Here is a 14,618-nt window from a genome sequence, read left to right on the forward strand (position 1 = left end):
GGCAATTTACAGGTACAACAATGCCCGGATAGGCAAACAACTGCTAACGAGTAGCTAACAACTGTCTGCCCGGCCGGGCTAACCAGCGTTCCCTAGCTTAGGGAATTGATGGCGTAGTCAATGTAGGAATTGGCTTCAGTCGCCGCATCACCAGACAGACTGTGGTTGGCTCTGATGTACTTCAGAGCTTCTACATACCAGCTGGGAGATAGCTCGAAAGTGCTGTTGATTTCAGCCAAACCTGCAATCAGGTACTCATCCATGGGACCAGTGCCACCAGCCACACAGCAGTAAGTAACCATACGCAGGTAGTAGCCGATGTCACGAGCACACTTATCCTTACCACGTTGATCGGACGCGTAGTTAGCTCCCTGCATTTGAGTGGTGTAGGGAAACTTGTTGTACACTGCCTGAGCAGCACCGCTGACGAGAGAGTCAGCCTTAGCGGTTAAAGCCTTAGCAGCTTCTAAGCCAGCGGTTGCTTGGCGTAGACGACCAAAAGCAACTTGCAGTTCGGAAGCGCTCAGAAAGCGACCTTGGGAATCAGCAGCAGCCACTGCTTCAGTCAGAGGAGTTTTCATAGCTGAGATTTCTCCGTTAATCTTCTGCACAATGAAATGGTTAACAGTCAGAGGATTGTGGCGCTAGATAGCACCAATGATTTAGCTGGGGCCAAATCTAAGCAACAGCAGCAGCGGCCAAATCGAAATAGCTACCGACTTCGGACACGAGAGAGCTGCAATCACCAGGGGTGATGTTAGCCGGATCGTTAACGATGGCGATGGCGATTTCCTTCATCTTTTCAACGCCAGCAGCCACAGAAGCACCGGGCACTCCAAGAGCAACATAGGTCTCACGGAGGCCGTTCAGGCAACGATCGTTGAGCACACTCGCGTCACCAGTGAAGGTGGCGTAGGTGATATAGCGTAGGATGATCTCCATGTCACGCAGGCAGGCAGCCATGCGACGGTTGGTGTAAGCATTGCCACCAGGAGCAATTAGCTGAGGCTGCTCAGCAAAGAGGGAGCGAGCAGCATCAGAAACAATCTTGGAGGCGTTACCGGTCATGCGGTTGACGGCATCAATCCGCTTGAGACCGTCACCAACCATCCGGCTTAGAGCATCCAACTGATCATTGGACAGATAGTCGCCTCTGGCGTCAGCTTGGGAAACGACCTTGGTGAATGCGTCAAACATCGACTCAATCTCCTAATGTTTTAGCTGAGTTTGGATTGGGTTCTCTTGACTGGACTAGCAGTTAGCCAGCTCAAGCTGCCTAAGTGGTATTAGGAGAGGATCTTAAAGACAAGAAACAAAACCTACTCTCATTTGCTTATATTTCTTCAATGTCGCTCACTACAGCAGTCTGTAGTCCTGACGACACTGAAATGTTTATGAGAGAACTCTGCTTCTCACGAAAGCCCAAGATGATGGTTATGAAACCATTGTCTAGATTGACTTTCACTTAACTCTATAAACCCTCCAAAACTGTTTATACACTGCAGTCGGGTTTTTATTTTTTACAAGTTATTAAGGGCCTAGGGGGTTGAACGCCTGTTCGGAAGCCCATAGACAGCAGGACTTTTGAGGTTCAGCGATAGTTGCCACTGATAGTAGGGCTTATTTTTCTTCATAAAACTCAACAATGAGTCCGGCCATTCCCTAAAATTGCACGTCATGCCTATGCAAGCATGCAGTTCCAGCTGGCCAGGGCTGGTTGTCCATCCCAAGCCTGATGCTTGTATCCTGACTCAGAGCCGAATCAGGCGCTGCCTCAAGATAGCGGCTTGTTTCTCGGTTTCAGCCAGAGCCTCTCTTGCTCCCTGAACTACTTCATCTGGGGCCTTTTCCACAAAGTTAGTGTTACGCAGGCGCTGTGCAAGGGATTGTCGTTCGCTTTCTATCTTATTGAGATCTTTTTCTAGTTTGAGACGTAGAGCATCTACATCGACAATGCCACTGAGGGGAATTAGGACTTGTACGGTACCCACAACCCCCGCAAAGAGCTTGCGCTGTGGCGATGTTTCCTGCCTAGAAACTGGTTCTGCTGCTGAAGTTGAAGCAGTTGCAGTTGATATAGAGGTGGTTCTCCTGTATTGGAAGGAGCCAACAATCTCCTGACGCCAGGCCGATAGGTTATGCCAGAGCTGCTGGCGTCGTTCTCTAGTCAGGAGATTATAGCCAATGAACCAGATGGAGTAGCCCATTCCAATCAATCTCATGGCAGATGCCAATAGAGGGGTGCTCTCAATGGCACCAGCAATGGCAACCAGAATGCTCAGAGTGACCCAGAGTATGAGGACCAGTAACAGAGTAATTGCGGGCCGTTTGATATCTTGTGTCCATTGACTGACGTAGGCCCAAGGTTGATTCAGCCAGGACTGTATAATCTGCCAGGCGTTGGCCATGGAAACAGATCTGATGGTTGCATCATCCATGGCCGCCTGGCGCTCAGGTTTAGAGTGCTTGCCCTCAGTTGTGTTAGCCCCAATCGTGTTGTCTGCCTCGATTACTAAGGTTTCTATGCGACCCAATTGTTGAATATAGGCTTGGGTTGCCTGCAGAATGTGGCGCTCCTCTGAATTGCTACTTTGAAGAATTGTCTCGATCTGAGCTGACGGTTTGATACCGGCTTCAGCCCGCAAATTACGGATAGTGCGAACAGTACCAATGAGTAACTCGAATTGCTGCTCTAGGGCGTCATCGATCGACGCTGGATTAGGTTGGGGATAGGGTTGTAAGGCCAGGCAGGCTTCGTCTCCAGCCTGATTGAGAGTATGCCACACTTCTTCTGTGATATGGGGAATGAAGGGATGCAGTAGCTTCAGAATGCCATCTAAGACATGGGCTAGAGTTTGTTGAGCAATTCGCTTGGAGGTTCCAGCCTGCTGTAGACGAGGTTTAACCAGTTCGATATACCAGTCGCAAAAATCACCCCAAACGAACTCGTACAGCTCTTTAGCAGCTTCTCCCAGGCCATAATTGCCTAGATCTACGCGGACGCTGGAGATGACTCTGTGAAAACGAGAGAGAATCCAGCGATCGCATAGTTCTATCGTTGCTGGGTCAGGAGTGCCTAAGGATCGGGGAGTTTCGCCATCTAAATTCAGCAATACGAACCGGGCCGCATTCCATAGCTTATTGGTAAAGTTACGTGAGGCCTCTACTGACGGCGATTCGTCGGTTTTGCGGTTGTACTCCAGGCGAATATCCTGGCCGGCCCCAGCTACCTCTCGCACTAGGGTATAGCGCAGGGCATCGGTGCCGTACTTATCAATCAGCAACAGCGGATCAATCCCGTTCTTGGCTGACTTAGACATTTTTTTGTTGTTTTCATCCCGCACCAATCCATGGATGTAGACCGTTTCAAAGGGCATGGTGCCGGTGAAATGGCCTGCCATCATGGTCATACGGGCGACCCAGAAAAAGATGATGTCAAACCCAGTGACTAGGGTGGTGGTGGGATAGTAGGTTTGGAAATCCGGATGGTTTTCGTCAGGCCAGCCTAGGGTAGAGAAGGGCCATAGTCCTGATGAAAACCAGGTGTCTAAGACATCGGGATCTTGCTGTAGGACGACGCCATCGCCAAACTGCTCAGTGGCTTTGGCTCTGGCCTCTTCTTCGCTCATGGCCACGATGAAGGGGGTCGCATCGGTCAGCTCTCCTCCAGTTTCACTGATGGCATACCAGGCAGGAATCTGATGGCCCCACCAGAGTTGGCGGGAAATGCACCAATCTCGTAAGCTAACGAGCCAGTCTCGATAGACTTTGGTCCACCGCTCCGGAATAAATTGGGGAGACTGATGATTATCTAGATAATCTAAGGCTTTGTCTGCCAAGGGACGGATTTTAACGAACCACTGGGTGGACAGTAGAGGTTCGACAGGGACTTTGCCGCGATCGCTGTAGGGGACTGTGTGGCGATATTCCTCGACCCGAACTAAGTAACCGTCTTCTTGCAGTCGATCAACAACAGCCTGGCGACCTTGAAAGCGATCTAGACCTTGAAATGGGCCAGCATTTTCGTTCAGGGAGCCATCCTTATGCATGATGGTAATCATGGTCAAATTGTGGCGCTGCCCCATGGCAAAGTCATTCGGATCATGGGCTGGGGTAACTTTGACGCAACCGGTACCAAAGCTGGCATCTACGGACTCGTCGGCAATGATAGGGATCTGCCGTTCCATGATCGGCAGGGTCAAGGTTTTCCCGATTAGATGGTGATAACGTTGGTCGTCAGGGTTAACAGCAACGGCTGTGTCTCCCAGCATGGTTTCTGGTCGAGTGGTGGCGACTTCTAAATGACCAGACCCATCACTGAGGGGATAGCGAAAATGCCAGAGATGCCCCTCTATTTCCTTATTCTCGACCTCTAGATCAGAGACGGCAGATTGGCTAGCCGGGCACCAATTGACCATGTAGTTGCCCCGGTAGATTAGGCCCTCGTCATATAGTCGGTTGAAGGCTGTTAAGACGGCGTGAGATAACCCCGCATCCATGGTGAAGCGCTCTCGACTCCAGTCTACGGAGAGCCCCAGCTTGCGCAACTGGCTGACGATGGTGCCACCGGATTCCTCTTTCCAGGACCAGGCCCTTTCTAGGTAGGCTTCTCGGCCAATATCGGCTCGGGTTTTCCCCTGTTGCTGTAGTTCCTGATCTAAGAGGGTGCTGACGGCAATACTGGCGTGGTCAGTCCCGGGTAACCACAAGGTGTTTTGGCCTTTCATGCGGTGATAACGCACCAGCACGTCAATCAGGGCATGCTCGAAGGCGTGGCCCATATGCAGGCTGCCAGTGACGTTTGGGGGGGGGATAACAATGCAATAGGGATCTGCGTCAGTGCTTGGATCCGCCTGAAAGACTCGCTTGTCTTCCCAGTAATGTTGCCATTTTTGCTCGGTAACAGAGGGGTCGTATTGAGTGGAAAGAGTGGGGATGGTTGCCGTCATCACAGAACCTGACTATCCAAGTTACTGACAGTTTACCTGTCGATTCTGCCATGACGGTTCTATGCAGGTCTAAGGAATTTGACATTTAGGGCTAAGTAGCCACGAATAGAGTCAAAAGACCCGCTACCCAGAGACAAATACCACTGCCCTGACTACCCCAGCTGGACGATGGCTAGGCGGGAAGAGACTAAGCGGTCCATCCAACCCTGCAGGAAGGCGCGATTGGCTTGTTGCTCCTGGGGAGTGGAGGTATTAGGTGAGTAGGGCAACAGCCCCATCAGAGCAGCTGTAGTGACGCAGAACATCGACTTTTGAAAGCTTTGGCAGATCTGCACCCGGATGTCATCTTCTCCCCGCAAGCTGTTTCGATACAGCTGCAGTAGGTAGTCGGGCAGGAAGTGCCGCATATCTTGCATCAGCAGGGTGGGAGGAATACCGGCACCGCCAGTGGGCACTGGATCAGCGTAGAGGGCGCCATATTCAAATCGGCCTTGATCAGGGGGGATTTGCTGAGCTTGGGCATTGTAGGAGACGGTGCCAAGAAAAGGAGTCCCTCGGAAGAAAATGGCTTCCACGTAGGGGACAGCGGTATCGCCTAGAAAGGTCAGGTTAGCGGAGGCTGGCAGCAGGTCATAGGTGTGCTCCTCGATGGTGACGGCGTAGGTGATCGGGGTACTCGCTGCTGCAACTAGCCCTGCCTTGATGTGATCGACGACGGCTGGGATGGTGGTAATGTCTCGTCGCTCATAGCGAGCAGCGAGAGCGATAAAGATATCGCTCATAACCCGCCAAAACTGTCCTAGACCACTGTAATAGGCGGCCTGGCGCACTTGCTCTGGTAGGAAGTCAGGGAATAGGCGATGCAGAGCTTGCATCAGGGGATTAGCTTTGATTTTGGCTTGGATGGCCTGCTCACAGGTTTGGGCAAACTCGGCCGAGTCAAGATAGTCATCGAGGCCGCCTCCGCCATGCCAAAGCATGGTGCGCATGCAGTATTCGGCATATTCGTAATTGATCCGATCATGCCACCAGTGGCGCAGCAGTTTGGCTAGGGTGAGCTCACCATTGAAGTATTTGAAGAAGGGAAATAGCCGTAGAAACTGATGCTCGGCAATGTAGATTAAGTTGTTTGAGTAGGCATCGAGAACAACACCATAACTCTTGAGAATGCCGACGACCTCGATCAAGTTGGTCTCAGTATCGGGCAGGAGGGCCTCTCCCTGGAGCAGACGGTTGATGTAGATCTCTAGGGGATGGTTCGTTGGTGTCTCCTGGGTGGGTACAGTTTTGGTCATGGGTGACACCTCTGATCAGCACAGGTTGAAAGCTGGGCAACGGTGGCAGTGGCAGGTCGTCGCATGGCCAGGGCTGTATTCTCGCTCCAGCGCAGCATTAAGCTGGGTTGCAGGCCCAGTAGGACGATGATGCTGGCAAGCACCACGGCGGGGATGCGATCGCGCCAGAGGACTCGAGGTAGATTGATATCTATCTGAGGGGTAGGCGAGAGAGGTGCGATCGCAAGACGACCAAAGAAAGCTCGATTGACTAGCAGCAAGAAATACACCGCAGTCAGGCCAGACCCCACCATACACAGTAGAGTTTGCACAGGGAAAGACAGGAGGCTGCCGCGGAACACGATGAATTCGGCAATAAACCCGACCATGCCAGGAATACCGGCACTAGCCATTACACCCAAGATCATCAAAGACCCGACAATTGGCAAGCCCCGCTCAGGATTCAGCAGTCCCCTCAAAACTGTCAGATCTCGAGTACCAGTCTTGTGGTAAACAATGCCTACCAACAGGAAGAGCAGCCCTGAAATCAGACCATGGCTAACCATTTGAAATACAGTGCCCAAGAGGCTCAAGGGGTTAGCCGCTGCTGTGGCCAGGAGGATATACCCCATATGGCCAATGGAACTGTAAGCCACCATCTTCTTCATATCTTGCTGGGCAATGGCTGCTAAAGACCCATAGAGCACGCTAATTACGGCCCATGTCGCCAGCCAAGGAGCCAGGTATTCCCAGGCCGATGGAAACAACCCCAGACCAAAACGGACCATGCCATAGGTTCCTAATTTCAGCAACACCCCAGCCAGGAGTACAGACACTGGTGTTGAGGCCTCCACATGGGCATCAGGTAACCAAGTGTGAAACGGAAATAACGGAATCTTGATACCAAAGCCCACGAGTAGCGTGGCGAGTAAGATCAACTGCTGAACCAGGGGCAAAGACTGGGAAAGTAACGGGCTGTAGTCAAAGGTAGCCCCTCCTGATAGCCACCCCAGGCCCAGGAAGGCGCCCAGAATTAAAATGCCAGATAGGGCTGTATAAATTAAAAACTTGGTGGCAGCATAGCCGCGGCGAGCTCCCCCCCAAATAGCGATTAATAGATAGAGAGGAATCAGCTCGATTTCATAAAACAAGAAGAACAGCAGTAGGTTCTGAGCCAAAAATGCGCCAGCCACAGCTCCATTAATCAGCAACATCAGCGAAAAATATAGCCGCGGTCGTCGCTGCTCCGGAGAACTGCTATAGACTGCAATCAGGCTCAGTAGGCTATTAATGAAGACCAAGGGTAACGAGAGTCCATCAACCCCGAGCTGGTAAGTCAACCCTAGTGTTTCAATCCAGGGCAATGATTCTTGAAATTGCAGTGTTGGGGTCAGCACATCAAATTGCAACCCTAAAGTAACTGTCCAGATCAGAGCAATGGATAGAATCCCTAGGGACAGTTGTCGTGGCTTAATCGGATTAGTCTCTGGCCAGAGACTAATCACCAGTGCTCCGAGGGCGGGAATTAAGATTAAGGCGCTAAGCATAGGAGCGTTATTACCAAAGTGACCACGTCATTAACAGACCAAAGAGGCCAACCCCCACCACAATCGTGAAGAGATATAGTTGAGATTGACCAGAAATACTGTATTTGAGACTCTCTCCACTAAACAGGGAGACCAGACCGATGGCATTGACGAAGCCATCGACAATGTAGCGATCGACCCAATTGCTCAGTCGAGATAAGGTGCCGACTGCCAAAACAACTGTATTGCGGTAGATGCGCTCAGTATAGAAATCGTAGGCCAGCAAATCCTGCAAGACTCGCAGCGGGCGATTGAGGGAGCGCGATAGGGCTCGATTTAGAGGGATTGTGGCACCAATCAGGGCTCCAAGCCAACTCGATGCGATCAGTAATGCCATGGCAGTTTTATTGATGTACTGCCCGGGGGGCAGTAGGGATAATCGCTGCAGCAAGACAGGAACTAACAGCGTAAAGACGATCAAGATCACCATGGGAACGGCCATGGGCCATTGTACCTCGGGGGCTCGTCGGCTCTTGGGTTGCGCCTCTCCCAGGAAAATCAGTCGAAATACCCGCACCAGATTAAGGCTAGTCAGGCCACTGACTAAGAGAAAAATCCCCACCAGATAAGGATGTTCCTGCCAGAGGAAGTCAATGCCTAGGCGCAGCCCCCAAAAGCATCCCAGGGGCAGCATACCGACCATGCCCAGCCCACCGACGATGTAAGCCAGCGTGGTGGCCGGCATCTTTCTGGTGAGCCCGCCTAATTCGGTAATGTTCTGATTATTGGTGGTCAGAATAATCGCCCCTACACTCATGAAAATTAGAGCTTTGGCGACGGCATGGGTCAGGAGGATCATCAAGGCAACGCCAGGCCATTCGGTGCCAACGGCAATAAACACGAGGCCCAGATAGGCACTAGTGGAGTAGGATAGGGTGCGCTTTAGGTCAACCTGGGCTAAGGCAACCAAGGAAGCCCCAATAGCGGTTACCGCACCAATAGCCACTAGGGCATCAAGGGCAATGGGAGATAGCACGACGATGGGCTGTAAGCGAATCAGCACATAGGCGCCACAGGTCACCACCACAGAATTTCTCAAAATGGAGGCTGGATTGGGACCTTCCATGGCTTCATCTAGCCATAGATGCAGAGGAAATTGGGCACACTTACCCGTGGGGCCTGCAATTAGGGCTAACCCGAGCAGGGTGGCGCTTAGGGGGGCTAGATCGGCTGTCTTTACCCATTCGTAGAGATGATTAAAATTCAGATCCCCAGCCAAGGCCGATAGGGTAATCACCCCCATCAGCAATAACACGTCACCGATACGCTTGGTTAGAAAGGCATCGCGAGCAGCTGTAACAACTAAGGGCTGGGCATACCAGAACCCTACCAACAAATAGGTAGATAGGGTTAGCATCTCCAGCAGCGAGTAGGCTAAAAATAAGGAACTGCTGAGGACAACCCCACTCATAGCTGCCTCGAAAAACCCCATTAGAGAGTAGAAGCGAGCCAGGGCCCAATCCTTATCTAGGTAGCCCAACGCATAGATCTGAGCCAAGAGACTTAAGCCCGTAATCAACCCCACTGCTCCTAGGTTCAGAACCGATAGATCCAGGGCCAGACTTAATTTCAGATCGGCTACCTGGAGCCAAGGAAGCACGAGTTCCTGGGAGCCTTCGTTCCAAATACCCTGGAAAATTAATAAATCATGGATGAAGGCCAGGGCTGTTATCAAGATATTTAGATAAGCCGCCGGACGCGGTCCAGTGCGACGGATCCATCCCGTTGACCAGGGCAATGCTGCGATCGCACCCAGCAGGCCATAAACCGGTAATAACCAACTCGACTCAATCAAAAACTGCGTCATCTTAAGCAGCATCCTTAGCAGCAAACAAGGAAAGGAATCGCTGGATGCGAGAACAGGTCCAGCGCCTCAACCAAACTCTGAAGCTAGCCAAAATCAAACCTAGCTAACCCGAGAGTTGCCTTTGACTTATACTTTACATTTACCGTTACGCTTACATAGCTTTACATAAAAGGGACTTCCCCTACTCGCGGAACACCAGTTGTCCACGGCTAGGCCACGGAAAGGGCTTGGTGCTATTAGAGGGCTGCCATCCAACAGTGGGCCAGAGTACCCTAACTGTCACAGCCTTGTCTCTACGCACTGCTACGCGTAAGCTCAGGGACATTACAGAGGACTTGCCTGTATTCAGAGCAACTTAGCTGATCAAGCCCAGTTTTAGAGCTGACGTTTTTCCTTGCTTGAGTTTTTCCTTGCTTGAATAGACTTACAGAACCAGCTCCGGACAGAGGTTAATGCACCTCAATCCCACTCGTGTAAGCAACAAAAGTCAATGATTTTTTACTATTCTACCCGATGCCTGCCCTACTCCTAGGGGCTAATGGTAGAGATCGACCAGCCTTTTGGCCCCTTTCCACCCCGATGTGGCCTGGGCAAATCCCGTGGAAGACACACAGGAAGACACACAGGACGGGCCTGGCTCTCGGGCTCCTTTTAGCTAATGACCAGTCGCCAGCACGTGCACCGCAGCCTACTAGGGTCAAGGTTGATGGGCAGTTGCCGTTTAACCCCTGTCCCTAACAACAACAATTATTGTCAACCGATATTGGCATCGGGTATATCTCCTGTCTTCACAAAAGCCGTACGGTTAATTTCAGCTAGAACTCTGCCCTTTCGGTTAGCAACTAAATGCTGGGCCCTGCTTGACCGGGCCGCCATCGCACATCAATCGCTGCAAGACCTGATTTGAGCGATTACTCAACCAAAATTGGATTTTCTTGAAGAAATACTTAGTATTACGATATTAGATTTCATGATATTCAGTATTAGCAACAATCATTGCGGCTTATATTGTCAAAGGCTCCATAGGCTCCTATGCTTGGTTTAAGTTGGAGTAAGTCAGGCATTTCTGTTGAGGTTTCTGGTTAGGGTTCCGTCCTTTTCTGTTGTGTCTAGGACGGTCCTTTTCTGATGCCATTTTGCGGTGTTGCCGTTAAAGAATTGCAATGGATTTGCCTGTTTCTTTGAGGAGATTGCGACAATGCCAATTGCTGTTGGAATGATTGAGACGAAGGGCTTTCCGGCCGTGGTAGAAGCTGCAGATGCCATGGTCAAAGCTGCTCGAGTCACGTTGGTCGGCTACGAAAAGATCGGTAGTGGCCGTGTCACTGTCATCGTGCGGGGCGACGTCTCCGAGGTGCAGGCCTCTGTTGCCGCTGGGATCGAATCTGCTAAGCGAGTTAATGGAGGGGAAGTGCTATCCACCCATATCATTGCTCGTCCCCACGAGAACCTGGAGTTTGTCTTGCCGATTCGCTATACCGAAGCGGTCGAGCAATTTAGGACTTGACAACTGCTGGCACGATAGCCTGATGACAGGTTCTTTATCCTCGCCCCAATCGCAAGATTGGCTAGAGGATCGGCAGAGTTGTCTGAATCTGCATGCGAGTTCACATAGATTTCAAAACGCAAGGATAAGGAAACGATGGCAATCGCAGTTGGTATGGTAGAAACCCTCGGTTTTCCGGCCGTGGTAGAAGCCGCAGACGCTATGGTGAAGGCGGCCCGGGTGACCCTAGTTGGCTACGAGAAAATTGGTAGTGGCCGTGTCACCGTCATTGTGCGGGGTGATGTGTCTGAGGTGCAGGCCTCGGTCGCAGCAGGCATTGAAAACGTCAAACGAGTAAACGGTGGGCAAGTGCTATCTACCCACATCATTGCTCGTCCCCACGAGAACCTGGAATTTGTCCTTCCCATTCGCTACACCGAAGCGGTTGAGCAATTTAGGGAAAGTGTTTCAGGTATTCGGCCCTACGGACGGTAACGCCCCCTATGCTGCTTGCTAAAGTTCGTGGCACGGTTGTCAGTACGTGCAAGGAGCCGACGCTTAGTGGGGTAAAGTTTCTGCTGGTGCAGCTCCTTAACGAAGCTGGTGAACTCCTGCCGGAGTATGAAGTGGCTGCCGATGTGGTCGGGGCTGGCAATGGTGAGTGGGTACTCATCAGCCGCGGTAGTGGTGCTCGCCAACATGAAGGGTATTTCGAGCGCCCACTCGATGCCACGATCGTTGCAATCGTAGATACGGTCAGCCTCGACGGCGGCAACCTCTACAGCAAGCGGGAAGACTTTAGCTAGGGTCATGATCGTGTTGTGGTAGGACGTCGTCAGTAGATTGAAATGGGAGCCCATCCTTGGGCTAGATTTCGTTGGAGGCATGTTGTCCATGGTTGTCCGCAGTACAGCGGCACCTTCGTTATCTCAGGAGCTAGCCGAACCTAATATCCACACTAGGGCTTACATTCATCCGTTCTCCCAGGTGATTGGCGATATTTGCATTGAAGCGGATGTCTATGTAGCACCGGGTACCTCCATTCGAGCCGATGAAGGTGCACCATTTTTTATTGGCGAAGCCACCACTATTCAGAATGGGGTGGTTATCCATGGCTTGAAGCAAGGTCGGGTACTTGGAGAAGACCAGGTGCCCTATTCGGTATGGATTGGGCCACGGTCCTGTATTACCCATAAAGTGCTGATTCATGGCCCAGCTTATATCGGTGAGGAGTGCTTTATAGGATTTCGTTCAACTATTTTTAATGCCCGCCTGGGGCAGGGCTGTATCGTCATGATGCATGCCCTAGTTCAGGATGTGGAAGTTCCGCCGGGAAAATTTGTGCCCTCGGGTGTGACTGTGACAACTCAAGATGAAGCGGATCGGTTGCCAGATGTACGGGCTACCGATTTGGAGTTAGCTCAAGAAATTTCAGGGGACAATCATGGACTGCGTTCGAGGGATTTCCGGAGTGAACAGGCTTTCGCCAGCCAACCGGTTCATAGTCATCATCATTACTCTTCTTCAAAACAGGTAGAGGGGCTTTCGTCTAAGGCCCAGCATTCTCGACATGCAACAAACGAACGCGATGGATTGAGTACGATGCAATCTCAAAATTTGACTCCAGAGATCATTCAGCAAGTGCGACAGTACCTCCGTCAGGGCTATCGCATTGGCACTGAGCATGCTGATGTTCGCCGCTACCGCAGTAATGTCTGGAAGACCTGTGCTCCCATTCAATCCAGCCGCGAGTCAGAAGTATTGGCGGCCTTAGAAGGTTGTATGGCTGAGCACAGCAATGAATACGTGCGCATGTTCGGCATCGATCCCCAGGCCAAGCGGCGGGTGGCACCGGTGACCATTCAACGGCCTGATGGCAAGCCAGTGCACCTGAATGGCAAGGCAACGGCTGTTCCGGCTAAGGGAGTAGCTAACTCCCGTAGTGGCCAGGCCATGGCCCCAGGAAGGCTGCCGGCAGAGGTGGTTAGCCAGGTACGACAGTATCTGAGCCAGGGCTATCACATTGGTACTGAGCATGCCGATGCTCGCCGCTACCGCAGTAATGTCTGGAAGACCTGTGCTCCCATTCAATCTAGCCGTGAGTCAGAAGTACTGGCGGCCTTAGAAGGTTGTATGGCTGAGCACAGCAATGAATACGTGCGCATGTTCGGCATCGATCCCCAGGCTAAGCGGCGGGTAGCGCCGATAACGATCCAACGGCCTGATGGTAAGCCAATTCATCTCAATGGCAAGGGGACTGCTGCTCCTGCCACCAGCTCGGCTACGACATCTAGTGGCTCATCTAGTGGCTCAGCGGCGACCCGGAGTGTACTACCGGCCGAGGTGGTGCAGCAAGTCAGGCGGCACCTGAGTCAGGGCTATCGCATCGGCACTGAGCATGCCGATGCCCGTCGCTATCGCAGCAATGTTTGGAGGACTTGTGCCCCGATTCAATCAAATCGTGAGTCTGAGGTGTTATCGGCCCTAGAGCAATGTCTGGCGGACCACCAGGGTGAATATGTGCGGCTGTTTGGAATTGATCCCCAGGCTAATCGGCGGGTGGCACCGGTAACGATTCAGCGACCTGGGGATGAGCCGATGACCCCGTCCTCTTCTCCTGCGTCGGTAGCCCCTGCTGCAGCCTCTCCATCTGCGCCTGATCAAACCAGTAATAATGGGGCTAGGGCCTCGTCTTCCCTAGGGGATGAGCTGGTGCAGCAGGTTAACCAACTGATTAACCAGGGGTATCGCATCGGCTTAGAACATGCAGATGCCCGCCGCTACCGTAGTGGGGCTTGGCGCAGTAGTCCTCCCTTAGATGGACAACGTCCCAACGAAGTGCTGTCGGCGTTAACGAGTCGGCTGCAGGATTACAGTGGCGAATATGTCCGCTTGGTAGGGATTGATCCCCAAGCGAAGCGCCGTGTGTTAGAGACGACGATCCAGCGTCCGTAGCTCTTTTCGGTCATCCTCCTTCTCTATGTCCGATTGGTTTCCCTCGCAGCTTAGTCACGGTTCCGAATACTATCTCCATGGCCCTGTGGAGGTTGAACCAGGGGCAATAATTGCGGCAGGGGTAGTGCTAGAGGCGGCTGCCAATGCCTCTCTGGTAATCCAGTCGGGGGTCTGCATCGGCAAAGGCGTGATTATTCAGGCTTGGCAGGGCACGCTAACTATAGAGGCTGATGCCAACTTGGGTAGTGATGTGGTGGTGGTTGGTCAGGGACAGATTGGTACTCGGGCCTGTATTGGTGCGGAAAGTACGATCATCAATCCTGCGATCGCATCGGAACAAGTTGTTCCAGCCAATTCCCTGCTGGGGGGATGGCAGCAATCAGCAGCCTGTGGCTACCGACCAGCCCTCCACCAACGGAGCCCGTCCCCCCTCTCCCAGCGTCTGCGTCTGCCGCGGCCCCATCTACCAATGGGGCTGCTGCCCCGGCGGGGGTGACCTCGCGGGTGTATGGGCGTGAGCAGGTGGAACAGCTCATGAATACCCTATTTCCCTACCGTCAG

General features: G+C 52.2%; 11 protein-coding genes. 5 read left to right on the forward strand and 6 right to left on the reverse strand.

The features are described from left to right. Positions 1 to 92: 92 nt before the first annotated feature. The 6 genes from cpcA to XM38_RS07895 form a co-directional block, all read right to left on the reverse strand. Positions 93 to 581, reverse strand: a complete 489-nt coding sequence (cpcA, locus tag XM38_RS07870) for a phycocyanin subunit alpha (protein ID WP_080806065.1) — start codon at positions 579 to 581, stop codon at positions 93 to 95. Positions 582 to 678: 97 nt separating this feature from the next. Next, on the reverse strand, positions 679 to 1,197 hold the full coding sequence (locus XM38_RS07875) for a phycocyanin subunit beta (RefSeq protein WP_080806063.1): 519 nt from the start codon (positions 1,195 to 1,197) through the stop codon (positions 679 to 681). Positions 1,198 to 1,751: 554 nt separating this feature from the next. Next, the gene (locus XM38_RS07880; protein WP_088429460.1) at positions 1,752 to 4,949 is read right to left on the reverse strand and encodes a valine--tRNA ligase; all 3,198 of its coding nucleotides are present in this window, start codon (positions 4,947 to 4,949) and stop codon (positions 1,752 to 1,754) included. Between the two features lie 152 nt (positions 4,950 to 5,101). After that, on the reverse strand, positions 5,102 to 6,244 hold the full coding sequence (locus XM38_RS07885; RefSeq protein WP_080806059.1) for a CO2 hydration protein: 1,143 nt from the start codon (positions 6,242 to 6,244) through the stop codon (positions 5,102 to 5,104). Then, on the reverse strand, positions 6,241 to 7,770 hold the full coding sequence (locus XM38_RS07890) for an NADH-quinone oxidoreductase subunit M (protein WP_080806057.1): 1,530 nt from the start codon (positions 7,768 to 7,770) through the stop codon (positions 6,241 to 6,243). Before XM38_RS07890 ends, XM38_RS07885 begins: the two co-directional genes overlap by 4 nt. A gap of 10 nt (positions 7,771 to 7,780) precedes the next feature. Beyond that, positions 7,781 to 9,616, reverse strand: a complete 1,836-nt coding sequence (locus XM38_RS07895; protein WP_080806056.1) for an NAD(P)H-quinone oxidoreductase subunit F — start codon at positions 9,614 to 9,616, stop codon at positions 7,781 to 7,783. Positions 9,617 to 10,814: 1,198 nt separating this feature from the next. Between XM38_RS07895 and XM38_RS07900 the strand changes: the two genes are divergently transcribed. From XM38_RS07900 to XM38_RS07920, 5 genes are all read left to right on the forward strand, one after another. Further along, positions 10,815 to 11,123 carry a carbon dioxide-concentrating mechanism protein CcmK gene (locus XM38_RS07900; protein WP_080806054.1) on the forward strand — a complete coding sequence of 103 codons (309 nt, stop codon included), beginning with the start codon at positions 10,815 to 10,817 and terminating at the stop codon, positions 11,121 to 11,123. Positions 11,124 to 11,258: 135 nt separating this feature from the next. Next, positions 11,259 to 11,597 carry a carbon dioxide-concentrating mechanism protein CcmK gene (locus XM38_RS07905; RefSeq protein WP_080806052.1) on the forward strand — a complete coding sequence of 113 codons (339 nt, stop codon included), beginning with the start codon at positions 11,259 to 11,261 and terminating at the stop codon, positions 11,595 to 11,597. 8 nt (positions 11,598 to 11,605) lie between these two features. Continuing rightward, positions 11,606 to 11,908, forward strand: coding sequence for a EutN/CcmL family microcompartment protein (locus tag XM38_RS07910; protein ID WP_080806050.1), 303 nt, complete (start codon positions 11,606 to 11,608; stop codon positions 11,906 to 11,908). 88 nt (positions 11,909 to 11,996) lie between these two features. Beyond that, positions 11,997 to 14,057 carry a ribulose bisphosphate carboxylase small subunit gene (locus XM38_RS07915; protein ID WP_088429462.1) on the forward strand — a complete coding sequence of 687 codons (2,061 nt, stop codon included), beginning with the start codon at positions 11,997 to 11,999 and terminating at the stop codon, positions 14,055 to 14,057. A gap of 25 nt (positions 14,058 to 14,082) precedes the next feature. Then, positions 14,083 to 14,553 carry an LbetaH domain-containing protein gene (locus tag XM38_RS07920; RefSeq protein WP_137455044.1) on the forward strand — a complete coding sequence of 157 codons (471 nt, stop codon included), beginning with the start codon at positions 14,083 to 14,085 and terminating at the stop codon, positions 14,551 to 14,553. Positions 14,554 to 14,618 lie beyond the last annotated feature (65 nt).

The sequence above is a fragment of the Halomicronema hongdechloris C2206 genome, assembly GCF_002075285.3.
Classification (GTDB): Bacteria; Cyanobacteriota; Cyanobacteriia; order Phormidesmidales; family Phormidesmidaceae; genus Halomicronema_B; species Halomicronema_B hongdechloris.